The organism is Ruegeria sp. HKCCA6707 (assembly GCF_013033515.1).
In the GTDB taxonomy this organism is placed as follows: Bacteria; Pseudomonadota; Alphaproteobacteria; order Rhodobacterales; family Rhodobacteraceae; genus Ruegeria.
The window spans coordinates 24,673-50,007 of record NZ_WQEG01000013.1; the positions used below are offsets into that span (position 1 = coordinate 24,673).

Sequence of the window (25,335 nt, forward strand, 5' to 3'; positions counted from 1 at the left end):
GCTGGTCCTGTTGCCAGGCCAGCCCCCAGTTATAACAGCAGGAAGGAAACAGAATGCCCGAATTGGACATTATCGATCTGTCCATGCGTTTTGACTTGCCCAATGGCACTTCTGTGCAGGCGCTTCAGGACGTATCGCTCAGTTTGAAGGAAGGCGAATTGGTCTCGGTTCTGGGGCCGTCGGGTTGCGGCAAGACAACTTTGCTCAATATCGTAGCCGGGTTTCTGGCGCCAACTTCGGGCCGGGTCGAGCTTAACGGCCATGTGGTCAAAGGCCCCGACGCCGAACGCGGCATGGTGTTTCAGAAAGGCGCGCTTTTTGAGTGGATGAACGTCCGCGAAAACGTTGATTTCGGCCCGCGGATGAAGGGGATGCCCCTGGCCGAACGAAACAAGATCTCAGACCACCTTCTCGAAGTTGTTGGCCTACAAGACTTCAAAGACAAAGCGGTTTACGAACTGTCCGGCGGGATGCAGCAGCGCGTGGCGCTGGCACGGTGCCTGGCCAACGAGCCTGATGTCATTTTGATGGACGAACCTCTGGGGGCCTTGGACGCGCTGACCCGCGAAAAGATGCAAGGTCTGGTTCTGAAGCTTTGGAAAGAGACCGGCAAGACCATCATCCTCATCACCCACTCGGTGGAGGAGGCTTTGTTGCTGGGCGAACGCCTGATCGTGATGGCCCCACGTCCGGGGCGCATTCACAAGCAGTATAACCTGCCATTCGCGGAACGCGGCGTGAATGCGGACCTGCGCGACGTGAAAAAATCCGAGGGTTTTGCCGAAACCCGAGACGAAATCCTGACCATGATTTGGGAAATGGAAGAAGAAATCATGGGCCGCACGGAGCAAGCATCATGATCGTTCTTCTGTTTTATGTCGGCCTGTTTGGCGGCGCGTTTCTGATCGTCAACCTGCTGCGCAAAGGTCTGGAAAGCCGTCAGGACTTTACCAGCCTAAAGACCGTTACCTTCGGCGACGAAAGCGCCGTGCGTGCGGACCGAGTGGCCTCGTTCATCTCGGTTCTGGTGATCTTTGTGATCTGGGGCGCGTTCACCGGATCGAAACTGCTTCCGATCCATGTTCCGGGGCCTTTTGTCGGTGACACGCAGTTCACCTATACGTTGGAACACCCTGACGGATCGACCGACGAAGCGACAGTCTTTGTCCGCGTCCCCCCGTTCGGTGAAGATGCCGAGGCGTTTGACGTTGATCCCGGTGATGGGTTTGCGAAAGATGACGGGTTCGGAGCTCCAAGCGGTCGGTCCTCGACCTTCATCTTCGACAAGAACGACGAAACAAGCCGCAAGGATGGCGCCAAGATCGTCGCGATCAATGGCACTCCAATCGGACCAGACGCCCGCGTTGACGTGGGGGATGGTACCGTTTCTCTGACGGATAAAGGCGCAATTACCTTTACGCCTGCTCAGGGATTGCAGATGAACCCGATCTGGCTGCCTGCGCCTGAAACCGTTGTTGCCCGCTTCTTTGAAATCGCGACCGAAGGCTATCAGAACTTCTCGCTGTGGGAGCATCTGGGCTGGTCCCTGTTCCGTGTTTTTGCAGGCTTTGTCACCGGCGCGCTTATCGGCATTCCACTGGGCTATGCCATGGGCCTGTCGGGCTGGTTCCGCGGTTGGTTCGATCCGATCGTCGAATTCATGCGCCCGGTTCCACCGCTGGCCTTGATCCCGCTGGTCATCATCTGGTTCGGCATCTGGGAGACGGGTAAGATCGTCCTGCTGTTCCTGGCCGCCTTGTGGATCATGACCATCGCGGCGCGGGCTGGTGTGTCCGGGGTCAATATCTCGAAGATCCACGCGGCCTATTCGCTGGGGGCCTCGAAATGGCAGATCATGCGCCATGTCATCGTTCCCAACTCGCTGCCCGAGATCTTTACGGGCGCGCGTGTTGCGATGGGCGTCTGCTGGGGCACCGTGGTTGCGGCCGAATTGGTTGCCGCCCAGAAAGGTGCCGGGATGATGATCATCGCCGCATCCAAGTTCCAGCTGACCGATATCGTCATCATGGGTATCGTCCTGATCGGTATCATCGGGTACGGCATCGACATCCTGATGCGCATGGCTGAAAACTGGTTGGTGCCCTGGAAAGGTCGCAGCTGATCTTTCAAAGAAACAGAAAACCCCGGGCTACCACCCGGGGTTTTTCTTTTTTACGATTTGATGATTTCGAAACCCGGATCATAGGGGGATGGTGGGATCACACGCGCCTGCACTATGTCACCGCACAGATCCATTTGCATCTGGTTGCCGTTCTCTGCCAACTCCGGCGTAACAAAGGCATAAGCCAGGTTCATGCCGACGCGATACCCCCAGGCGCCAGACGTTACCGTACCCACGACACGATCCCCAAGCATGACAGAAGCACCTGCATGCGCAGGCGCGTGATCGCAATCAAGCTGTAACGTGACCAGCCTGCGCTGCGGGCCCTTGGCTTTTCTCGCGATCAGAGCATCTTTGCCAACGAAGTCGCCTTTTTCCAGCTTCACGAACCGGCTCAACCCAGTCTCATATGGATCGAATTCGGTGATCAGATCGGCTTTCCAATGCAGAAACCCCTTCTCCATCCGCATCGACTCGACAGCGCGCGCGCCAAACACCTTTAGCCCATGCTCCTCCTCGCCCGCTTGGCGCAAAGCCAGATAAGCCGCATAGAGCGAGGCGTTCGGCACATGGATTTCATAGGCCAGCTCGCCCGAGAAACTGACCCGCATGACCGTTGCCGGTGCAAAACCAACGAAGCATTCGCGCAGGCTGAGCCAGGGGAAACCCTCATTCGACCAGTCGCCGCGCGTGCAAGCGGTCAGCACATCCCGCGCTTTGGGTCCGGCTAGAACCAATATGGTCTGGTCATTGGTCAAGGACCGTATCTGCACGTCCTCGCCTTGCTGGATATGCTGTTGCAACCAATCCATATCGTGAAATTCACTTGCAGCTGCTGACCCGTACCAAACCCGCTGAGGCCCGCGATCACTTGCGGGCAGGTTGGCGATGGTTGCTTCGGCTTTGATCTTGCCATGATGGTTCAGCAGATATCCCAGGCCGATGCGTCCATCGCGTTTGGTCACCGCGCCGCAGACCAAGCGGTCCAGAAAGCGTTGGCGATCTGCGCCGGTGATCTCAAGCCGGTTGAACCCGTTCACCTCGCATAGGCCCACGGCCTGTTGCACCGCGCGCACTTCGGCACCCACGACGTCAAACGCTTCGTCAAAGTGAAAGCCTGGCGTGTGATAGAACTCCGGATCTGGCTTGAAGTAATCTGCCCTTTCCCATCCGTTCACCACTGTAAAGTCAGCGCCTTCCGCTGCCAGCACGGGTGTCAGCGGCGTTGTCTTGGCTGGGCGTCCGGCAGGGCGATGTTCGTGGGGGAAGTGAAAGCGAAACTCGTTTTGATAATCCTCAATCGCCTTCAGCGCCGTCAGTTCGATATTCGCGTGCCCGGTAAAACGGCGCGGGTCCAGGCACCACGTGTCATAACACGCCTCACCATGAACGATCTGCTGTGCCAAAAGCCAGCCATGCCCGCCACCCTCGCCCAGCCCAGCGCGCAGTCCAATGATGCAAAATGCGTTGCGCTTGCCAGAGATCGGACCCACCAAAGGAGAACCGTCGATGGTATAGGTGATCGGCCCGTTGACGATGGTGTGAATCCCCACCTCCATCAAGGCAGGCATCCGGGCAAAGGAGCCTTCCAGAACATCGGTCACGCGGTCCAGATCATCCGGGCACAACGCATTGACAAAGTTGGGGTCAATCCCGTCCATGCCCCAGGTTTTGCAATCCTGTTCGTAAAACCCGACCAACAGGCCATTTTTTTCCTGGCGGCAATAATAGTCGCTGATCGGACAGCGGATCAGGGGCATCCGGTGACCGGCCTCTTTGATCGCCGGGATTTCTTCTGTCAGGAAATACTGATGCTCCATCGAGGCCACGGGGTGATGAACCCCCATCATTGCACCAACCTCGTTCACCCGATATCCGCAGGCATTGACCACGATGTCACAGTCGATGTCTCCCTTGTCAGTCTGCACGGTCCAAGTGTCATCCTGGTGCTGGATCAGACCTGTGACGGGCGTGTTGCGGTAAACTTCCGCGCCCGCCTTTCGCGCGCGCCGCGCCAAGGCCTGACACAACTGCGCAGGGTCGATATCGCCGTCGAGCGGGTCCCATAGCCCGCCAATCAAATTGTCGGTCGAAATCAACGGATGACGGCGCGCGCACTCTGCCGCATCAATCACCTCGAAATGCACGTTCATACCGCGCGCCATCGAGGCGAAGTGACGATAGCCCTGCATCTGCGCCTCTGTATTGGCCAAACGGATGCCACCATCTCCATGGTGATAGTTGATGGGATACTCAGGATCTTCGGACAGCTCTTTGTACAGGTTGATCGAATGGGTCTTTAACCCAACCATGGTTTGGTTCATGCCAAAGTTCGTCACCTGCGCGGCAGAGTGCCATGTGGTTCCGCTGGTCAGCTCATTGCGTTCGACCAGAACGACATCGCTCCAACCCTCTTGCGTCAGATGGTACAAGGTCGAACATCCGGCAATACCACCGCCGATGACCACAACTTTTGTGCGCGATTTCATTCAACACCTCCCAATGCCTTTCCAAATTACACCGCCCTGACGGCACTTCGAGCAACTGAAACACGTCAGCATCGTAGAAAACGAAAACCGGAGTTTTGAAAAATGCGAGATGAAGACGGCCCTTGTCGGCAGGTTGAAATAAAAGGCAGTGTGGCCTGACACAGCGGGGAATCAGTACGGTATGGCAGAGGCTTCCGAAACCAAGGCGGTGTTTCTGACCGGCAGCCTGATGCGGCACGTCGTGCGCATGTCCCTGACCACCAGTATTGGCCTGATGGCGATCTTCGCGGTCGATTTTGTCGACATGGTTTTCATTTCGATGCTGGGCAATGACGCTCTGGCCGCAGCAGTCGGCTATGCTGGCACGCTGTTGTTCTTCACCAATGCGGTCAATATCGGCCTGTCCATCGCAGCCGGAGCGTTGGTCGCGCGCGAGCTGGGCGCGGGTCGATCTGATCAGGCAAGGACTTATGCTGCGAGCGTCGCCGCCTTGGGCGTGTGCAGCGCGATTTTGATCTCGCTTATCGTCTTGCTCAACCTTGATAGCCTGCTGTCTCTGCTTGGCGCAGAAGGTGAGGTGCTGCGTCTGGCCGCGCGGTATATGACGATCATCCTGCCCACCATGTGGGTAATGTCCTTTGCCATGACCGCCATGGCCGTCTTGCGCGCGCGGGGCGATGCCCGCCGGTCAATGATGGCGACAATCTACGGCGGCATCGTGAATGCAGTGCTTGACCCGATCCTGATCTTTGGGGTCGGTCTGGGCCTGGACGGCGCGGCCGTCGCGTCCGTCCTGGCGCGGATCACGATGTTGATCGCTGCGCTTTTGCCCGCGATCCGTGTGCATAACGGGTTTGCGCGCCCATCACCCGCTCAGGTGATCCGGGATTTCTCAGCCGTCCGGCTTATCGCAGTGCCTGCCGTATTGACCAACGTCGCCACACCGATTGGCAACGCCATCGTGGTGCGCGAGATTGCCAGCTATGGCACCGAGGCGGTGGCAGGCATGGCAATCATAGGCCGTCTGATGCCTGTCGCGTTTTCTGTCATCTTTGCGCTGTCCGGTGCGATCGGGCCCATCATTGGGCAGAATTTCGGAGCAGGCCGCTTTGACCGGGTCCGTGCCGCCTTTCTGGCAGGGGTCAAATTCACCGCCATCTACGTCCTGATCATGGCAACCATCTTGTTCTTGCTCCGAGCCCCGATCGCCGGTCTTTTCGACGCTCAAGGTGAAACACGCACGCTGATCTACCTGTTCTGCGGGCCGCTGGCGCTGGCTTCGTTCTTCAACGGCGTCATCTTTGTCACCAATGCCAGTTTCAACAATCTGGGCCACCCCATCTATTCCACATGGATAAATTGGGGGCGGCACTCGATCGGAACCTGGATTTTTGTGATGATCGGATCCCAATTGGCCGGTGCCCCCGGGGTGCTGCTCGGGCAAGCTTTTGGAGGTGTGATATTTGCGGCCATCGGATGGGTGTTGGTCAGCCGTGTCACGACACGCCTCTCAAAGCCCACCGAAACGGATCCGTTTGCCACCCAGAACCGCATTCACGCCCTGTTCGGACGACGCGGTTGGTGACCCCAGAGGGGTCACGGAAATGCTCGCTTTATTTGGTTGCGCTGACATCACCTGGAATACAGCCACGCGCGCAGAACAGCATCGAGGTCGGGCTGGACCAGATCTTATGGTCATTGGTTGGCTTGTTCTTGAACACGATGTCCAGACAGCTGTCTTCGTGCGGGCGATAGTATTTGTTACGCGGGTCGACATTGCCAAACTCATCAAAAGCTGAAACCAGCTTCATATCTTGCTGGTAGCGGTCCCCGCTGAGCGTCAGGTTCGAATAATAGGCCATTAACCGCAAATCCTTGCCTCCCGCCGACATCATATAAGTCATATCGGTCTGGACCGTATTGCCGCTTGCGTCGACGAAGGTAATGGTCTTGGTAATGTCGCGCTGCTCCAGGCCGCGCAAGGCCGAGATTACCCAACGCCGCTTCAAAGGTATGGTCAGGAGATTGCCGTTTTCCGTGCAGGTGATCTCTTTGTAGGAAAACACATTGAATACCGCATTGCCGCGGATCGGGTTGGTGTGCAATCGGATGTTGCTATAGACAGGCGTGATCGCCGAATTTGCGATCGGCTCGCCATTCGCGACGCAATTCTTCTGTAAAACCGCAAGTTCAAACAAAACCATGTCCGAGAACGCCGCAGCTACGCCACCCCTTGCGGATTGGCGCTGCAGGGCCTGAAACTCGGGGGCCTCAATCAATTCCTCACCCCGGTACTTTTGGAACAGGTCGACCGAATTGATTTCGACCGCACCGCCCGAGGTGTCAAACGGCAAACCCTCCTCCAACAACGCGCGGCTGTCTGCTTCGGGGTGATAATGGAACCGAAACTGGTACTGTCCACCAGAATAATCGCCGCGTTCCCCCTCGATCTTGACCTCACCATCTTGGGACTCAATCTCGCTGGCGATGGCCGCAAGCGGGACCGCAACAGACGTCAATGCCCCGAGGCAAAATCTTCTGAATGTCTTGCTGGTGAACATTATTCTCTCCTGAAACTAAGGTTTTAAGAAGCTTTAATGCATATTCATATTAACGATTTTTTCCAAAAATTTCAAACATAACGCGAAAAGCGCAACATTCATCGTCACAACACGGTCGCACCCAGGGTCAATCTCAGCGTATTTTCCACACGGTCTGTCAGTGGCATCTGATAGCGAACAGTCAGGCGTTTTTCGTCCTCACGGATCCTCTGAATTTCTTCCAGACCTTCCTCGTATCGAGCGGCCTCAAGATAGGCATCGGCGAGCAATGTGCGGGCATAAAGCAAGATCTGCGTCGAGCCCGTCGCCTGGTAATCTTGTATGCCTTTTCGTAGTTCTTCGATCCCGCGTTCATATTCGCCTTGGGTTGTATGGGCCCACCCCAGCAGAATTTCACCCCAAGCGTACCAATAACGGAACTCGCGCTTGCCACTGATCTCCATCGCCTCATCAACAAGACGACGCAGGCGCGGAACATCCCCAAGGTTTTGGTAGGCCGTTGCCAGGACGTTCAGCGCATAGCAGCGGGTGAAGTCGTGTTGATCGGCTCGCACCAATTCCTGCGCTTCGGAAATCAACTGCTGCGCCGTGGCTTGATTGTCCGGCTTCAGCGCATGAGCCCAACACCGCATGACCGCATCAACAAGTTGGATATCCGACTCGTGATAGGTCAGCACATCTGCCCGCGAAGTTTGCTTGCGCAAGTATAGGGCCTGATCGAAAGCAGAAATCGCCGCGTCCAGGCGGCCCAACATAAAGTTGCTCATGCCGAGGTTATGCGCCGTCAGAGCCTGCATTGTCGGATCCCCGGCGCGGTCAGCAATTTCCTGAAGATAGTCGCACAGCACCAAGGCTCCCGGCGCGTCGCTCTGCATCAATTGCGCGCCAAACTGCACGTGAACGGCCAGAAACGTATCCGCGCCATCTCCGCTTGTGCGCTCCAGAAGGTCACGATAGCGCCGAAAATTTTCCATCACTTCGGCCGAGCCGAAGGCCCGCTTGCTCAGCGCAAGGTTCAGCATTTTTCGAACAGCGATCTCTTCACGGTCACGCGTCGCTGATGCTTCGGTCTTTTCGTTTTCGCTCAGTGCCGATCTCAGATGCCGGATCGTTTCTTCGTTGGCCGACCGGCTTGCCGCCACTGCGGCCGCTTGACACCAGGCATCGCGCGCTTGGGAAAACATCTCGGCGCGTGAGAAGTGATAGGCCAACAGTTCGGGATGTTGATCGGACAGGGTCTTGAAGTCTTCACGCATCACGGCGGCGATGCGTTTGTGTACAGCGCGTGCTCGGCTGGGCAGCATCAGCTCGTACGCGGCTTCCTGAATAAGCCCGTGCCGGAACGCATAAAGCCGGTCCGCATCGTCGCCACGCGGAACAAGGATCTGAGCCTCGACGAGCTCGTTCAGCGCAGATTGCGTTTCCGCATCCGTGCTTTCACTGACCATCTTGACCATGGCAGGTCGGATGTTCTGACCGATGGCGGCGCAGATCGGCACCAGCGCGCGCGCCTCATTCAGCCTGTCGATCATCGACCAGAAGAGTTCTTTCAATGTGGACGGTAGGAAAAGCGCCTCATCCTCGGAACGTTTGGGATCGGTGTCGGAAAAACGATCCTCAACCATCCGGGCCATTTCTTCGGTGAACAACGGAACACCACCCGTGCGGGTGGCGATCCTTTGTTTCACATCCGGCGAGACAGGAATGGTCTTGAGCAGGTTGTTGAGCATCTCAAGCACATCCCCCTGCCCCAACCGCCGCAGTTCGATTGTGTTAACGCCGTCGCGCCCCGCCCAAGGAGGGTGATAGCCCGGCCGGTAGGTGCAGACGATCATTACCGGGACCGAACGCAATTGCTTTGATAGCAGGTCAATCAACTGCTCTGTCGACGGGTCGACCCACTGCAGATCTTCAAACAGCATCAAAACCGGTTGGCGCGCAGCCATTGAGCCGACAATCTTGACCAAGGCGGCCTGTATCTGGTCGCTTGACTGGCTAGAGGCAAGATCGGGTGCCTCTTGCTGCCCCGGCAGCGACACAGAGATCAGGCTGGCAAAAAGTGCGAGTGTGCTGTCGGTCTTGCCGTCGTTGTCATCCAGAAGCTTTTCAAGTTTCTTAAGCTTTTGTGCGTTGTCGTCTGAAATGCGGATGCCCGCCAGAGTTTCGATGCAGGTCTTGATCGGGAAATAGGCGCTGGCCTCATGATTGGGGGCACATTGAAAATCCAGCTGCATCCGCCCACCCGATGCTATGGACTGACTGACCACTTCGATCAGACAGGATTTCCCAATCCCCGCCTGGCCCGAGATCATCACGGTTTGCCCTTTGCCACCCCGTGTCAGGCGCCAGCAATCTTCCAGCACCCGGCGCTCATCTTCGCGGTCGACAAATGTATCTTCGCGCGCACGCGGCCTGTTTCTAAAGCGCAAGGTCGATTTCTCTGCCCGCACCAGTTGCCAAACGCCAACCGGGTCATCAAACCCCTTGAGCGCATGTTTGCCCTTCCAGTCGCAGACAAAGTTTTTGCCGATCAGATCCTTGGTCCGGTCGCTGATAGCCACCGAGCTTGGGTCGGCATGGGCTTGTATGCGCGCTGCCAGGTTAGGAACATTGCCAAACACCAGACCGCCAAAGGTCGAATGCTCGTCGACGACCGCCTCACCCGAAGAGATGCCCACCCGAACCGCCAATGGGCGCCCGTCTGTTCGCCGCAATTTGCCCATTGCTTCGCAGAGCTCTAACCCGGCGGTGACCGCGCGTTCGGCATCGTTTTCTTCGACTCGAGGGTAGCCGAAATATCCTACAACTCCGTCGCCGAGAAACTGCGCCACATGTCCGTTATGCGCGCGGATGACATCCAGACACAGGTTCTGATAGCGATGTAGCGTACCGCGATAATCCTCAAGGTTCATCTGATTGGACAGTTGCGTTGATCCAATCAGATCCACAAAAATGACGGACAGATGCCGCCTCTCTGGGATCGCATGATGCGCCAGGTGCCCGGTCTGTTGCAGATCGGGCCATTCCGCGACAGCACCATATTTTGGAAGCTCTTGAATCGCGCGCATCGCACGCTTGCGGTCACCCAGCGACAGGCCAAGCTCAACCAAATCCGCCTCGCTCAGCGATGCGACGATATCCAGATCAATCGCGTTGGCCAGAAAAGCATCTACGTATTTTCCCAACGCGTTGCTTTCCAACCAGGTTTTGACGTCCATCGTGCCGCAGTCCCTGGTACCAATTAAAAACAAATATTTCAAAAGCCGTTAGGACGGCACAATAAACTGGTATTCCTTGTGTGACCGGTACCGGGCCGTAGGTAGAAAAATTACCTGGCTCCGAATTCTCGGATCGCTTCAATTTCCAGAATGATAGCCATTTGGTGGCGTGTTGCCAAGTTAAGCTTACGCCAAGATCAGGCTGCACTGTCCAACTGGCGCAGCAGTTCAGGCAAGTCTGCCACCGTGTCGACCACATAGTCCGCGCCTGCGTCTTTCAGGATCTTCGTCGCATGTTGGCGCAACGCGCCAACCTCAGCCTCGCCCAGCGTGGCCAGCTCATCCGGTGTCTTTCCCACCGCGTTGCCTGACATGGCCACACCAACGGTCAGACATCCGGCGGCGATACCTTCCTTGATACCGGGGGCCGTATCGTCAACCTTGATAAGTGCTGCTGGTGGATAAGCGACCAGGTCGACCATGCATTTATACATACCTAATGGCCCTGGACGCCCTTCGGGCAAATCGTCAGAACAGACCAAATTGTCGGGCACATAGCCCTGCTGCGCGGCCACCGGCAGCACATTCTCCATGATCGATCTAGTATAGCCGGTGGTCGACCCGATCTTGAGTCCCATTTCGCGCAACGCGTCGATGGCCTCTTTGGCACCAGGCACCAAATCTGCATAATCTGCGGCAACCTTCTCGTTCATGGGCACAAAGACTTCATAGACCTTGTCGACATCCGCATCGCCGGGAGGGTTACCGAATTTTGCCTCCCACTGGGCAGCAATATCATCCATCGCCATCATGGTTTGGATGTGGTCCCACTTGGCAGCCCCCATCGGGCCACGGGCCTGTTCGATTGTCGCCGTGATCCCAAATTCAGCAAAAGCTTTGACAAAAACCCCCATCGGCGCAAATGAACCAAAATCGACGACGGTCCCAGCCCAGTCGAACACAACCGCTTTGAACTTGCTCATTTTTCTTCCGTCTTTGGGTCAGAACTTACCGATGAATGTCAGCCACTACTGACAAACTGTAACGGTTTCATGACCTTTCAGGGCATCTGGCAACCTGGCGTGGACTTTGAGATCTCAATCTCTTCCTCGGTCATCTCTTCGGCAATACCCTCAAAAAGAGGCGTGCTCAGATAGCGCTCGCCCGTATCAGGCAGCATACACAGAATGGTGCTACCAGGCGCGGCCTTTTCAGCGATGCCCACTGCGATGGCGAATGTTGATCCGCCGGATATTCCAGTCAGGATGCCTTCCTGACTGGCAAGTTTTCGGGCCCACTCCACTCCTGTTGGTCCGGGCACAGGGATCAATTCGTCATAGTATTTATTGTCGATGCTCTCCTGCAAAACTGCTGGGATAAAATCGGGTGTCCAGCCCTGGATCGGATGAGGTTCGAACGCTGGGTGGCCAGACAAAGGATCATCGTCAGGTCCACGCTCGGTTGCGATACCGCTGCCGATCAGCTGCGCGTTGGCAGGTTCTGACAGAATGATCCGTGTCTCGGGGCGTTCTTTCCGCAGCACACGGGCCACACCGGTCAGAGTACCGCCGGTGCCGTACCCGGTCACAAAGTAATCCAGAGTACGCCCCGCGAAATCCGACATGATTTCTCGTGCGGTGGTTGCCTCATGAATGTCGGCATTGGCCTGCGTTTCGAACTGGCGCGCCAGCAACCAACCGTGGGCCTCAGCCAGCTCTGCTGCTTTGCGATACATGCCAAAACCTTTCTCGGCACGCGGAGTCAGCACCACCTTGGCCCCCAGCATCCGCATCAGGCGGCGGCGTTCGACCGAGAAACTGTCAGCCATGGTGACCACAAGCGGATAGCCTTTTTGCGCACAGACCATGGCCAGCCCAATCCCCGTATTGCCACTGGTGGCTTCGACAACCGTTTGTCCGGGCTTCAACGCTCCACTACGTTCTGCCGCTTCGATGATGTTCACAGCCAAGCGGTCCTTGACCGACCCTGCCGGATTGAACGCTTCGAATTTCACATAAATGTCGACCCCTTCAGGGCCCAGATTGTTGACCCGAATGGCCGGAGTGTTGCCGATCGTGTCCAGCACGCTGTCATAGACGCGTCCGTTTCCATCGGTTGTGCGCAGTTTCTGATCGGCCATTTTTGTCCCTCACCCTTTATGTTTTCTGTGTCTTTTGTCAGCGCGATAAGGGCACAGCACATTCATGGCATCCGCGAAAATGCGTGCCAGGCCGTTAAACAAGGCCCAACTTAACGCGATGAAATAAAGGCAGAACCCACCCAAGCCTTAGGATCACTTTGACACAGTAACAGACATTCTGGATTCTGCGAAACGATCCCTCGGGGCGGATCAACGGGGTCAGGTCGCCTCTGACAGCACCTTTTTGGCGACGCGAAAACACTCTAGGGCCTGAGGCACGCCGCAATAGATGCCGACGACATGGATGATGGCGCGGATTTCATCCGAGCTGACACCGTTGCGCAAGGCGCCCCTGCAATGAATTTCCCATTCCGTCATCTTTCCCAGCGCACCGATCATGGCCAGGTTCATCATGGACCGGGTCTTGGCGTCGATGACATCGTCGCCCCAGCCAAAGCCCCAGCACCAAGCTGTCATCGCCTCTTGAAAAGGGCGCGTAAACGCGTCTGCAGCTTCGAGGTTGCGCTCGACATATTCCGCGCCCAGCGTGCTTTTTCGCTGCTCCAGACCTTTCAGAAAAAGGTCTTCATCAAATATGTCGGCCATGCTGTCTCTCCGCTCGAATAACTGAATGTTTGGTATGCGCTCACTCGTCCACCGCGTCGCGCATCCATTGTTGAAGCCGCGCGATGGAATGCTCAGACAATACCCCGCAATTGGGATCCAGAACCAGTGGTCCCGGGCGATAGCCGCGCGATTTCAGCCCCCTATGGACGCTTTCGACGAGGTGGATATCTTCCTCGACCGTGGTTTCACGGTCTTGCACAGCCAATTGTCGGATCACGGCGCTTTCAGATCCACCTTCGGTATACCAGCCGCGCCAGACGGTGCTGTGATCGGCATCGTGTGCGCGCCAGTGATAGGTGTTGAGCACATTGCCCGGATAGCATTGGAACGAAAACATGGGCCACAGGAACCACGACTGATAATCACCAGCATGCGGCACCGAAAGGTCAATCGGATATGTCATATTCTCAAGGCTTTGACATTCGGTGGTGTGACGCAGCACATAGCCTCCGCCCGCGTCAGGCTGAATGTCATAGGTCTCGGGCTTGACCACGCCTTCGGCGAAGGTCGGGTGATTGGTCGGGCAGTGATAGCATTCCGAGTAGTTCTCGATACTGACCTTCCAGTTGCAGTTCTCAGGTATTTCGACCCATTCCAGCGGTTCAAGCGCGTCGATATTCGGAACAAAGGCGCGCAGTTCTTCGCGCACGCCGGGAAACCACTCATCCATCGGGACCGCGTCGTCATCCAAGTTGACAAAGATGAAGCCGTTAAACAATTCGGTGCGCACCGGGGTCAAACAGATCGCGCTGCGATCAAAGCCCGGAACCGATTTGATATTTGGCCCCGCACGCAATTGGCCTGTCAACTCGTAAGTCCAGGAATGATAGGGGCACACCACTACGCGCGTATTGCCTGCTCCGCTTACCATTTCATGCGCGCGGTGTTGGCACACGTTATAGAACGTGCGGATTTCGCCATCACGCCCTTTGATGCAAAAGAGGTTCTGCCCGGCAATTTCAAACGCGAAATAATCGCCCGGCGCGCGCACCTGCGCGACATGGCCTGCGAACTGCCAGGTTCGCGCCAACAGGCCCTGCATTTCTTTCGCAAACAGCTCGGGATCGGTGTAATAACGCGCGTCGAGCGAATGGATCAGGGGGGCATTCATTCGGGCTCCTCCACGTAAAGGCCAAGCTGGTGGCGACGACGGTGAAACCTTTCAACCCGTTCGACAATTTCATCGCTGGCAACGGCGATAACGAAGGACAGAAGAGTTTCCAAAACGGCGAGTGTGGACACTGATGACGGGAAGAATTGCGGCGTATCTACGGCCACCACAAACCCGTGCTGCGCATTCAGGATCACCGGGCTGGCCGGGCTGTCGGAAATCCCGATAACCGTCATGCCCTGGTCGCGCGCCAGCTTTACGGCCTCGATCACTTCGGTCCGGTACGGGTGGCAGGTGATGGCGATCAACACATCCTGGTCGTCCGCCCAAGCCAGATCGTCAACCGGTGTGGACCCAGGCCGCGGAATCGCATGGAACTGCTTCATCCCGGTAGAGGCCAGATAGGTGAAATTGCGCGCGTTCGAATTGTTGACGCCAACTCCCAGCGTAAAGATCTGGCGGCTATTCCATATTGCTTCGGCCGCAGCCTTCAGCGCAGCAGCATCAATCCCTGCAAACGTGTCTTCGATATTGCGGATCGCCGCGCCCACCATATCGGCATAAAGCCCGCCCAGCTCACCCGACTTGCCGATATCCTGCAGCCAACGGGCACGATCCGGAAAGGACACGCTGCCCTTGCGTATCGCATCGCGGAAGGGTGCGCGAAAATCCTCATAGCCGTCAAAACCCACCTGCCGGGCCATACGTACAAACGTGTTGGGCTTGACCTTGGCGGCCTCGGCAATCTCTCGCACGGTTGAGACCCCTACATCCGTGGGGTTCTCCAACACATAGCGCGCGGCTTTTTGTGCTTCTGGGGTCAGCGCCTCCCACTCTTGTGTCAGGCGCGTCAAGACGGTCATTGATACATTTGTGTCATTCATGATTGACGATGGTACAAATGTGGAATTAGCCTGTCGAGCAGAAAAGCGACTCGGGAAGAGGAAATGTCATGTCCGAGAAGAAACTGCCCACTCATGCCCGCGTTGTGATCGTAGGCGGTGGTGTCATGGGGGTCGGCTTGGCCTATCATCTGGCCCATGAAGGCTGGGGCGATGACACCATCCTGCTGGAAAAGGCAGAACTGACCAGCGGCAGTACCTGGCATGCGGCGGGGCAGATCACCCATTCGACCTCAAGCTCTGGGCTGGGCAAATGCGTGGACTATAACATCGGCCTTTATTCCGGTGCTTTAGAGGCGGAAACCGGTCAACCGGTGACATGGCATGGGTGCGGCTCTTTCCGTCTGGCCTATACCGAGGATGAGATGGACTGGCTGCGCCACACCCTGTCGGTAGGCCGGTCGCTGGGCTTCAACATCGAACTGGTCGGGCCTGAGAGGGTGGCTGAACTGCACCCGTTCTACAATCTCGACGGTGTTTTAGGTGCGCTGCATACGCCCGATGACGGCCATGTGGACCCAACCAACGTGACCATGGCGATGGCGGCGGGCGCGCGGCAAAAGGGCGTGCGTATCTTCCGCAACTGTCGCGCCACCAACATCACGCAGGCCAAGACCGGCGAATGGGTGGTTGAGACTGAGATGGGCACCATTACCTGCGAGCATGTGGTGAACGCGGGCGGGACCTATGCTCGCCAAATGGGCGAATGGTCGGGGCTGCAACTGCCGATGACTTCGATGACACACCATTATTTCGTGACCGAGCCTGTGCCCGAATTTCAGAACCTGGATACCGAACTGCCGGTGATCCGCGACGACCGCAAGGTCTCGGGCTATATCCGTATGGAGCAGCAGCGCGGGCTGATCGGGATCTATGAGAAAGAGAACCCGAATTCGGTCTGGCATGATCGCTGTCCGTGGGAATATGAGAATTGGCTATTTGATGCCGATTACGACCGGGTGATGCCGTGGCTTGAGGAAAGCCTCAACCGGATGCCGATTTTTGCCGAGCTTGGAATACAGCGCGATGTGCACGGGGCGATCTCGCACCCGCCGGACGGCAACCCGCTGATCGGGCCCGCACCGGGCGTTCGGAACTATTGGTGTTGCTGCGGTACGCAGATCGGCATCGGCTGGGGGCCGGGCCTGACCCGCGAACTGGCGCGCTGGATGGTGCATGGGGCCGCCGATATCTCGATGCGAGAATTCGACCCGCGCCGGTTCGGCAGCTATGCCACCAAGGACTGGCAGGTGATCAAGGCCGAGGAAGATTACTGCTTGCGCCACGAAATCCCCTTCCCGCATTTCAACCGACTGGCCGGACGCCCGGTGAAACCTTCACCCCTGCACGATCTGCTGAAATCCAAAGGCGCCGTGCATGAGGAGGTTTTTGGCTTTGAACGCCCTCGCTGGTTTGCCCGCGACGGGGTGGAACAGCGCGATCACTATTCCTTCCGCCGAACGCAAACCGATGACATGGTCGCGGTCGAGGTCAAGGCGGTGCGCGAGCGTGTGGGTATCATGGATGTCACCGCCTTTACCAAGGTCGAGGTTTCGGGGCCGGACGCCTATGCTCTGCTGGACCGGCTGACCGCAAACCGGATGCCGCAAAAACTGGGCTCGATCACCCTGACCCACATGCTGAACCGCCGGGGCCGGATCGAGTTGGAGACCACGATCGTGCGCATGGCCGAAGACCGGTTCTATCTGGTCTGTGCCGCGTTCTTTGAACAGCGCCTGCTGGATCACCTCACCCAACAGCGCTACGACGAGGTTGTGCAGATCACCGCGCTCTCTGCCGACTGGTCGGCCCTGTCACTGAACGGCCCCCGGTCGCGCGACGTGCTGGCGCGTTGCACCGATGCTGATCTGACCAATGCCGGGTTCCGCTGGCTTTCGGCGCAAGAGATCACCATCGCGGGCCACAAGGTTTGGGCCTTCCGCATGTCCTATGCCGGTGAGCTGGGTTGGGAGCTGCACATGCCCAACGCCGCTTGTCTGGATGTCTACACCGCGCTCTGGGCGGCGGGTGGGCCGCATGGCATCGCCGACTATGGCAGCTTTGCCATGAACGTGATGCGAATGGAGAAAGGTTTCAAAGGCGCTGGGGAACTGACCAATGAGGTCACGCTGGCCGAGGCTGATGTGCTGCGCTTTGCGCGCACCGACAAGGACTATTTGGGCAAGGACAAGACCCTCAACACCGATCTGCCGTGGATCTGCGCCTATCTTGAGATCGAACCGGATGGCGAGATTGACGGGCACGGCGGCGAGGCGGTGATGCTGGACGGGCGCGTTGTCGGCTCGACCGCTTCTGTCGCCTACGGGCATACGGTCGGCAAGATCCTGGCCTTTGCCTATGTCAAACCCGAGGCCGCCTCACCGGGCACCGAGCTGAGCGTCGTTATTCACGGAATGCCACGGGCCGCACGGGTGCTGGGTGAGCCCGCTTATGATCCAGGCAGCCTGTTGCCGCGCACTGACAGCGCGCTTGAGACGGCACAATGAGTAAGTGGAACGCTTCGAAGCCTCTCCAAAGGGCGAGCCGATGAAGATCATCCGCTTGTCACTGTGGTCCATCGATTTGAAAAGCCATGAAACCTATTACATGGCTGATGGCAAAACCTGCGCGACCGTTGAAACTCACGTCCTTTGCCTTGAGACGGACACAGGCCTGAAAGGATGGGGCGAGGTCTGTCCCATCCCGCACTATCTGCCCGCCTATGCCAAGGGCGTTCCAATCGCGGTGACCGAGTTGGCCCCCTTGTTACTGGGGGCAACGCCAATGGGCATCGAGGCCAAGATGGCGGAATTGAAAGCATTTTTACCCGGTCATTCTTATGCCAAGTCAATCATCGACATCGCCTTGTGGGACCTGTTCGGCAAAGCCATTAACTTGCCTGTCTATACCCTTTTGGGCGGGCGAAGGTGCGCAGACATGCCGCTTTACCATTCGATCACATGTACCGCACCGGATCAGATGGCGCAGATCGCGCGCGTGGCTTTTCAAAGCGGGATCAGGCAGTTTCAAGTCAAACTGGGTGCGGATGATGACTGGCAAGCAGATGCCGAGCGGTTAGCCAAAGTTCGCGAAACCGTTGGCCCCGGGCCTTTGGTCTATGGTGATTGGAACTGCGGTGCCACGCGTTTGCAGGCAACGCGCACAGGACGTGCGGTGGCGCATCTGGATATCATGCTGGAACAACCTTGCCAGACGCTGGAGGACTGTGCCGCCGTGCGTCAGGCCACGGGTTTACCCATGAAGATCGACGAAAACGCTTTTGATCTGGCAAGCTTGCTGCGGGCGCACGAATTGGGGTGTCTGGACGCGGTGGCCCTGAAACTGTCCAAATTCGGCGGCCTTTCCGCGATGCGGCGCGCCCGTGATCTGACGGTGCATCTGGGGGCCGAGATTTGCGCCGAATGTACATGGGGGTCGGATATCGTAACCGCCGCCTCATTGCATTTCGCGGCCTCAACCCCGCAAAAATCGCTGCTGAACACGTGTGATCTGTCGGCCTATGTGGCACCGCGCCTCTGCCCCGACGCGCCTATACGCAAGAACGGTCGCATCGCACCACCCGAAGGTCCCGGCTTGGGCGTAACGCCCGATCTTGATCTTCTGGGGACCCCGATATTGGAGTTGGACTGAGACATGCAGAAACTGACCACCCAAGCTGAATGGATCACCCGCGCTCGGGCCGTGCTGCCCGCTGGCGGGTTCGGCAATTTCGACCCCGGCATCGTCATTGCGCGCGGCGACGGCAGCCGCGTCTGGGATGAGGATGGCAATGAATATATCGACTATCTGATCGGATCCGGGCCCATGCTGCTGGGTCACGGCCACCCCGAGGTTATGGAAGCTGTTCTGGAACAACTGCCCAAGGGCATGACGTTTTTTGCCAACAACGCCAAAGGCATCGAACTGGCCGAAACCATCATCGACGCCGTGCCCTGTTGCGAACAGGTTCGGTTCGTAGCCACCGGAGGCGAGGCGGACATGTACGCGATCCGCCTGGCGCGGGCTTATACCGGGCGCTCGAAAGTGCTGAAGTTTGAAGGCGGTTACCATGGTATGAGTGCCGAAGCGCAGATGAGCCTTGCGCCATCCAAACGCGTGAATTTTCCGCAACCTGTGCCCGACAGCGCAGGCATCCCGGACGCGGTAGCCCAAGAGGTTCTGGTCGCGCCCTATAACGATCTGGAGGCCGTGGCCGCGCTTTTGTCAGAGCATAAGGACATTGCTGCAATCATTGCCGAACCCCTGCAACGGATCATCCCGCCCGAGCCTGGCTATCTTCAGGGTCTGCGCGCGCTTTGTGACAAACATGGTGTCCTGCTGATCTTCGACGAAATCGTCACCGGATTTCGACTTGCTTATGGCGGCGCGCAGGAACGTTACGGTGTCACGCCCGACATTTGCACCCTGGGCAAAGTCATCGGCGGCGGGTTCCCCTTGGCGGCCCTTGGTGCCAGCGCCGAGATCATGAAGCATTTTGACAAATCCATTGTGGGCGATGACCGCTGGCTGATGCAGCTGGGCACGCTTTCAGGCAATCCGGTTGCAGCCGCAGCCGGTCTGAAAACGCTGGAGATCCTTAAGCGCCCGGGACAATACGACAGGCTGCGTGAAATCGGCACGGCACTGCAAGACATGCAGAGCCAAGCGCTGACCCAGGGCGATATCCCGCACCGCATTGTCGGTGACGCGGCCCTGTTTGATGTCTATTTCACCACATCGCCCTGCCGGGATTATCGAGAGGCCAGACATGATGACCCGGCGCGCAACAAAACCTATAATGACAGCTTGCGGGCCAGCGGCATCTTCAAATCTCCGGGCAAACTTTACCCCTCATTGGCGATAACGCGCGACGATCTGGACCAAACCCGCCATGCGGTCGAACAGGCCGTTGCCAGAATTCGCTGAGGCTGCATCTTGCCCCGGACCCTTGCTGTCAGTGGAAATCACGGCTGGGGAACAATCGTTTGGCCTGATCGCGCGGATGCATGGCGCGGCTGGGGTAGCGCGCTGTCTTGGGGGTGTCGTCGGCCCTTGGTCCTTCGGTGGTCAGCGCTTCGGGCTGCGGATGGCCCAGCTCTGACAGCTTATGCGAGAGATCTTCGATCTCTTGCGCGATCAGATGGGTCACGATCCCCTCGCGTTGCAGATACCCCGTCACGCGCAGCAGGCGCGCGCCCATCACCGCCCGGCGGAACCGTTGATAGATCTGCTGCCAGACCACCACATTGCTGACCCCTGTTTCATCCTCAAGGGTCAGGAAAATCACGCCCGACGCAGTGCCGGGCCGTTGTCGCGTGATCACCAGGCCACACACACTGTGGCGCCCCAAGGCAATCTCGGGCAGGGATGCATGTGTCACAAGGCCGGGGATCGCAGGGCGCAACAGTTCCATCGGGTGGGCACGCAAGGTTAGCCGGGTCGAGACATAGTCTTCCACCACCTCTTCCCCCAGATGCATGGCGGGCAGTTGCACATCCGGTTCCTGAATCGCCTCGCCATCAATGGGGTCATTGAACAAGGGCAATGGCGCCGGGCTTTGAATGGCCTTCACCTGCCACAGCGCATCGCGACGTGTCAGGCCCATATCTGCAAACGCATCCGCCTCGGCCAGATGTGTCAGCACCGCAGGACGTACCCCGGCGCGCAGCCAAAGCGCCTCGGGGTCGGGATAGCCATTGCCGCGCGCGGCCACAATCCATTCGGCGTCTTCTTCTTTGAACCCTTTAATTTGGCGAAATCCAAGCCGCAGGGCCAAGGCGCCATCGGGGCGGCGCTCCAGCGTGTTGTCCCATTGGGAATGGTTCACGCAGATCGGACGGGTTTCGACCCCATGTTCGCGGACATCCCGCACAATCTGGGCAGGCGCGTAAAACCCCATCGGCTGGGAATTGAGCAAGGCACAGGCAAAAATCGCCGGGTGGTGGCATTTCAACCAGGCCGACACATAGGCCAGCATGGCAAAGGCGGCGGCGTGACTTTCGGGAAAACCATAATCCGCGAACCCTTCGATCTGACCAAAACAGCGCTCGGCCACTTCCAGAGGATAGCCGTTATCCAGCATACCTTTGATGAACTTGTCACGATGTGTCCCGATTGTGCCCATGCGCCGGAAGGACGCGAGCGAGCGGCGCAAATGATCCGCCTCTTCAGCGGAAAACCCGGCGCCGACGACGGCGATTTGCAAGGCCTGTTCCTGAAACAGCGGCACGCCCAAAGTGCGCCGGGTCACCTCTTCCAGCGCCGGACCAAAGGGCTCAACCTGTTCCAGCCCGTTGCGACGGCGAATATAGGGCTGCACCATATCACCCTGGATCGGACCCGGGCGGACAATGGCGACCTCGATCACCAGATCATAGAACTCACGCGGTCGCATCCGGGGCAGGAAATTCATCTGTGCCCGGCTTTCCACCTGAAAGACCCCAACCGCATCGGCCCGGCAGAGCATGTCATAGGTCGCACGATCTCCTTGCGGGACCGTGGCGATGCTGTGGGTTATGTTTTCGTGCTGCTGCATCAACGCAAAGGATTTGCGAATACAGCTGAGCATCCCCAGCCCCAGCACATCCACCTTGAGAATGCCCAAGGCATCAATGTCATCCTTGTCCCAGCAGATGACGGTGCGATCTTCCATCGCCGCGTTTTCAATGGGGGCCAGTTCGTCCAACCGCCCCTGGGTGATGACAAAACCACCCACATGCTGCGACAGGTGACGCGGGAAGCCGATGATCTCGCCGATCAGGCGAATGGTCTGCATCAGGCGGCGGTCACTTGGATCCAAACCAAGCTCGCGGATACGGTCCATATCCACGCCGCCATTGCTCATCCCCCAGATTTGGCTGGTCAGACCGGCGGTGACATCCTGAGACAAGCCCATCACCTTGCCAACCTCTCGAATGGCGGCACGAGTGCGGAAATGGATCACGGTGGCGCACAGCCCGGCGCGGTGGCGACCGTATTTCTCATAAATCCACTGGATCACCTCTTCACGCCGTTCATGTTCGAAATCCACATCGATATCCGGCGGCTCACCTCGGTATTTCGAGACGAAACGCTCAAACACCATGGCGATCATGTCCGGGCTGACATCGGTGATCCCCAGAAGGTAACAGAGGATCGAATTGGCAGCAGACCCCCGCCCCTGGCACAGGATGTCCTGGGACCTTGCGAATTGCACAATGTCATGCACGGTCAGGAAATAGGCCGGAAAGTTCAGCTCTTTGACAACGGCCAGCTCTTTTTCCATCAGCTCAAGTGCCCGGGGGGGCGGGCCTTTGGGATAGCGGCGCCTTAGCCCTTCCTGTGCAAGCCGTTCCAAACGCTCTTGCGGTGTTTCCGTTACCGTTTCTTCATGCGGGTATTCATAGGAAAGCTCGCCCAGATCAAAGCTGCATCTATCTGCAATTTCTACTGTCCGGCGCAGGGCAGCCGGATGCGCGCGAAAGATCCGCGCCATATCAGAGCCCGCCTTCAGACGGCGCTCGCCATTGGGCAAGGCGCGGGTGCCGATCTGATCAATCGTGATATGTTCACGTATACAGGTCAGCACATCCGCCAACTGCCGGCGACTGGCGCGGTGCATGATCACATCCCCCAAAGCCACCATCGGGGCCGAGCTTCGCCGGGCCAATTGGGCGCAGGCCGCCAGATAGGCTTGGTCACTGCCATCATAACGCGGAGCAGCCCCCAGAAAGACGTGCCCCGGAAAATGGCGGGCCAGCTTTTGAATATCTGCGGTCGCGGCGCCCAACTTTGCCCCGGGCGCGGCAATCAGGATCATCCCCCTGCAGGCTGGCACCATATCCTGTGTGTAAAGCAGGCATTCGCCCTTTTCCGCCCGCTTCTTGCCCAGTGTCAGCAGGCGCGTCAGCCGTTTATAAGCCGCCCGATCACGCGGCAAAGCGATCCAGTCCACCGAACTGTCTTGCAAGACAAGACGGCACCCCACGATCAATTTCGGCAGCCGTTGCGCCTTGGGGTTTTCCAGCGGCCTGTGGTGCCCGACATCCTGGCGCGAGGATGAATCCACCTGCTGGTGAGACCGGATTTTCAAAACGTCTTGCGTTTCCTGTTTGAGCTGTTTCAAAGCACTCCAGGCGCGCACAACCCCCGCCAAAGAGTTTTGATCGGTGATTGCAAGGGCCGACAGGCCAAGCTCTGCGGCGCGCAGCACCAGTTCTTCTGGATGGGACGCCCCAGTCAGGAAGGTGAAATTCGTGGTGACGCATAGCTCGGCATAGTCCTGCACACGCGTGCGATTGACGTCGGTCATGCAAATTCCCCCTGTACGAACCAGCCGGGGTTTTGCGGCGTATAAAACAACCACAATCGGCGCCCTTGCCGCGTTTCGACCCGCCAGTAATCGCGCATCCCCGAGCGCCAGTTGTCATCCTCAAGCCACCATTCCGGCGCGATCCGTTCAGGCCCGGTTACCCGCTGGGTGGTCAGTGCCATGCGCCGCCACCGAAAGCGCGCAGGCGGACGCGCGCCTGATCCCGCGATCGGTTCAGGAGGAAACAGGCTGAGCGGGCGCGGCTGCGCACCAAACCCAGTCTCGGCAGGATCCGAATAAGCCGCAGGGGATATAATGAAACTGCGCTCGGGGATATGGCTGTCCGCCGGCAGAAAACGCTGGATGTTTTCCAATCCAATCCGCGTTCCAAGGCGTGACGTCAGATCATCCAGCTTATCTTTCCCGCCATCCGAAACATGGTTCATTTGCTGGACCGGCAGAGGCTCGACCTGTGTGGCCTCAAGCCGCAACATATCAATACCAAAGCCCGCGTCGATCTCAGACAATCCACGCTGGAACAAAGGCAGGATACGCTTGGGATCGCGCAGCGGGCGGGCCAGACGCAGTTCGACCTGTTGTTGCCCCTGATCCACCCGGCGCAAACTCATACATAACCTGCGCGCGCCCATGTTTTGCGTGTTCAGCTTGGTGCAAAGCTGCTCCAACAGCCTCTGTGTACCTGCCATCACATCGTCAATCAGACCAATCGGCTCGGGGAGTGTTAAGCGCACGGCGTAATGCGGCGGGTCCGATTGCGGTGAAATCTCTTCGGGCTGTGCACCCAAAGCCTGATCCAGCCGCAGCAAAAGACCCGGACCAAACCGCCGCGTCAGCGGTCCGCGTGCCGCCTGCGCCAGATCACCGATGCAGCGCAACCCCAAACGCTGCAAGGCAACAGACATCTGCTCCTCCAACCGCAAACCGGCCACGGGCAGAGCTCTCAAGGCCTTCAGCGTATCACCGCGCGGTGCAATGCCTTCCCCGTAATGCGCCAGCGCCCAGGCCGCGCCGCGCGTATCAGCCAGACCAATCTGCACCGAAATGCCAACCCGCATCAGACGGCTGCGCATATCGGCCAGCATTGCCTCTTCGCCACCAAACAGATGGGCCGACCCGGTGATATCCATCACCAGCCCGTCCTCACCTTCCAACCCAACCCACGGGCAATACCGCGTGGCCCAACGGCACAGACTGCGCAAAAACCTCTGATCCTGCTCGGGCTCTGCCACACGGCTTTGCAGATCGGGACAAAACGCGCGCGCATCCGCATACGACATGCCCGGATGCAGCCCTTCTTTCAGCGCGGCTGTGTTCAAGCAATAAATCCTGTTGGCGTTTTGCAGTTTCGCCGTCAGAACGAACGGCCCCTCTACAGGACATGCGCGCAGAACCCGGTCACTCGCCAAGCGAGAAAACCACAAAGAAACAATACGACGCCCTTCGCCATCGATCATACCAAGTACCATTTGTTCGCTATTTGTTCTTTTTAGATTTCCATCGTCGAAGAGTCGAGTCCCTGACGTTACTCTCTTATTCTAAGCGGTCTTATTATCGGTCTTCAGCGGAATATTGAGAGGCGAAGTGCGACCCCAAACCCGAAGATCAAACCCAGATTAGAAAGACTTGAAGAATTCCCAAGAACAGACACCGACAGGACGCGATACCCAACGCGATCATGCACGGCGATCCTTGAACCAATCTCGAACATGGTCGCGATCCAATTCGCCCTGAGGGGCTGACAACGTGAAGACAATTCTCCCGGCGCGACCTTAAATCCTTGCGGCCAAAGGTCTAAAGGCAAAAAGCGACGCTTCGTTAAACTTGCAAAAGCTTCAAGAGAAATAGGTCACAGTG

Annotated in this window: 16 protein-coding genes; 6 read left to right on the forward strand and 10 right to left on the reverse strand. The window is 57.9% G+C overall.

Going from position 1 to position 25,335, the window contains the following annotated elements; genetic code table 11:
- Window positions 1-53 precede the first annotated feature (53 nt).
- Window positions 54-860: a taurine ABC transporter ATP-binding protein gene (locus tag GOW40_RS20160; protein WP_171133663.1), complete on the forward strand. Its 807-nt coding sequence runs from the start codon at window positions 54-56 to the stop codon at window positions 858-860.
- Window positions 857-2,122: an ABC transporter permease gene (locus GOW40_RS20165; RefSeq protein ID WP_171103480.1), complete on the forward strand. Its 1,266-nt coding sequence runs from the start codon at window positions 857-859 to the stop codon at window positions 2,120-2,122. The genes GOW40_RS20160 and GOW40_RS20165 overlap by 4 nt, the downstream gene beginning before the upstream one ends.
- 50 nt (window positions 2,123-2,172) lie before the next feature.
- On the opposite strand, the gene GOW40_RS20170 is transcribed toward GOW40_RS20165, so the two are convergent.
- Complete coding sequence (locus GOW40_RS20170; protein ID WP_171231136.1) at window positions 2,173-4,611, reverse strand: FAD-dependent oxidoreductase; 2,439 nt, start codon at window positions 4,609-4,611, stop codon at window positions 2,173-2,175.
- Window positions 4,612-4,792: 181 nt separating this feature from the next.
- Here GOW40_RS20170 and GOW40_RS20175 point away from each other — a divergent pair, with 181 nt between their 5' ends.
- Window positions 4,793-6,196, forward strand: coding sequence for an MATE family efflux transporter (locus GOW40_RS20175; RefSeq protein ID WP_254444528.1), 1,404 nt, complete (start codon window positions 4,793-4,795; stop codon window positions 6,194-6,196).
- Between the two features lie 28 nt (window positions 6,197-6,224).
- On the opposite strand, the gene GOW40_RS20180 is transcribed toward GOW40_RS20175, so the two are convergent.
- The 7 genes from GOW40_RS20180 to GOW40_RS20210 all read right to left on the reverse strand — a co-directional run bounded on the left by GOW40_RS20180 (window position 6,225) and on the right by GOW40_RS20210 (window position 15,152).
- Complete coding sequence (locus GOW40_RS20180; RefSeq protein ID WP_171133661.1) at window positions 6,225-7,172, reverse strand: hypothetical protein; 948 nt, start codon at window positions 7,170-7,172, stop codon at window positions 6,225-6,227.
- A 104-nt stretch (window positions 7,173-7,276) separates the two neighbouring features.
- The gene (locus GOW40_RS20185) at window positions 7,277-10,390 is read right to left on the reverse strand and encodes an AAA family ATPase (RefSeq protein WP_171133660.1); all 3,114 of its coding nucleotides are present in this window, start codon (window positions 10,388-10,390) and stop codon (window positions 7,277-7,279) included.
- A gap of 197 nt (window positions 10,391-10,587) precedes the next feature.
- Window positions 10,588-11,373: a phosphonoacetaldehyde hydrolase gene (gene phnX / locus GOW40_RS20190; protein ID WP_171133659.1), complete on the reverse strand. Its 786-nt coding sequence runs from the start codon at window positions 11,371-11,373 to the stop codon at window positions 10,588-10,590.
- 77 nt (window positions 11,374-11,450) lie between these two features.
- Window positions 11,451-12,530, reverse strand: coding sequence for a PLP-dependent cysteine synthase family protein (locus GOW40_RS20195; RefSeq protein ID WP_171133658.1), 1,080 nt, complete (start codon window positions 12,528-12,530; stop codon window positions 11,451-11,453).
- 219 nt (window positions 12,531-12,749) lie between these two features.
- Window positions 12,750-13,136, reverse strand: a complete 387-nt coding sequence (locus GOW40_RS20200; RefSeq protein WP_171133657.1) for a carboxymuconolactone decarboxylase family protein — start codon at window positions 13,134-13,136, stop codon at window positions 12,750-12,752.
- A 40-nt stretch (window positions 13,137-13,176) separates the two neighbouring features.
- The gene (locus GOW40_RS20205; protein ID WP_171133656.1) at window positions 13,177-14,268 is read right to left on the reverse strand and encodes an aromatic ring-hydroxylating dioxygenase subunit alpha; all 1,092 of its coding nucleotides are present in this window, start codon (window positions 14,266-14,268) and stop codon (window positions 13,177-13,179) included.
- Window positions 14,265-15,152, reverse strand: coding sequence for a MurR/RpiR family transcriptional regulator (locus GOW40_RS20210; RefSeq protein WP_171103467.1), 888 nt, complete (start codon window positions 15,150-15,152; stop codon window positions 14,265-14,267). The genes GOW40_RS20205 and GOW40_RS20210 overlap by 4 nt, the downstream gene beginning before the upstream one ends.
- Window positions 15,153-15,220: 68 nt before the next feature.
- Here GOW40_RS20210 and GOW40_RS20215 point away from each other — a divergent pair, with 68 nt between their 5' ends.
- Genes GOW40_RS20215 through GOW40_RS20225 form a run of 3 tightly spaced genes read left to right on the forward strand, consistent with a single transcriptional unit; the run spans window position 15,221 to window position 20,096 of the window.
- Window positions 15,221-17,677 (forward strand): FAD-dependent oxidoreductase, encoded by a 2,457-nt coding sequence (locus tag GOW40_RS20215; RefSeq protein ID WP_171231137.1) that lies wholly within the window; start codon window positions 15,221-15,223, stop codon window positions 17,675-17,677.
- 40 nt (window positions 17,678-17,717) lie between these two features.
- Window positions 17,718-18,821, forward strand: a complete 1,104-nt coding sequence (locus GOW40_RS20220; RefSeq protein WP_171133654.1) for a mandelate racemase/muconate lactonizing enzyme family protein — start codon at window positions 17,718-17,720, stop codon at window positions 18,819-18,821.
- Between the two features lie 3 nt (window positions 18,822-18,824).
- Window positions 18,825-20,096: an aspartate aminotransferase family protein gene (locus tag GOW40_RS20225; protein ID WP_171133653.1), complete on the forward strand. Its 1,272-nt coding sequence runs from the start codon at window positions 18,825-18,827 to the stop codon at window positions 20,094-20,096.
- 28 nt (window positions 20,097-20,124) lie between these two features.
- Here GOW40_RS20225 and GOW40_RS20230 read toward each other — a convergent pair whose 3' ends face one another.
- Together GOW40_RS20230 and GOW40_RS20235 are read right to left on the reverse strand one after the other, a co-directional pair.
- Entirely contained in the window at window positions 20,125-23,460 is a 3,336-nt protein-coding gene (locus GOW40_RS20230) for an error-prone DNA polymerase (protein ID WP_171133652.1), read from the reverse strand.
- Window positions 23,457-24,935, reverse strand: coding sequence for a DNA polymerase Y family protein (locus GOW40_RS20235; RefSeq protein ID WP_171133682.1), 1,479 nt, complete (start codon window positions 24,933-24,935; stop codon window positions 23,457-23,459). The genes GOW40_RS20230 and GOW40_RS20235 overlap by 4 nt, the downstream gene beginning before the upstream one ends.
- Window positions 24,936-25,335 lie beyond the last annotated feature (400 nt).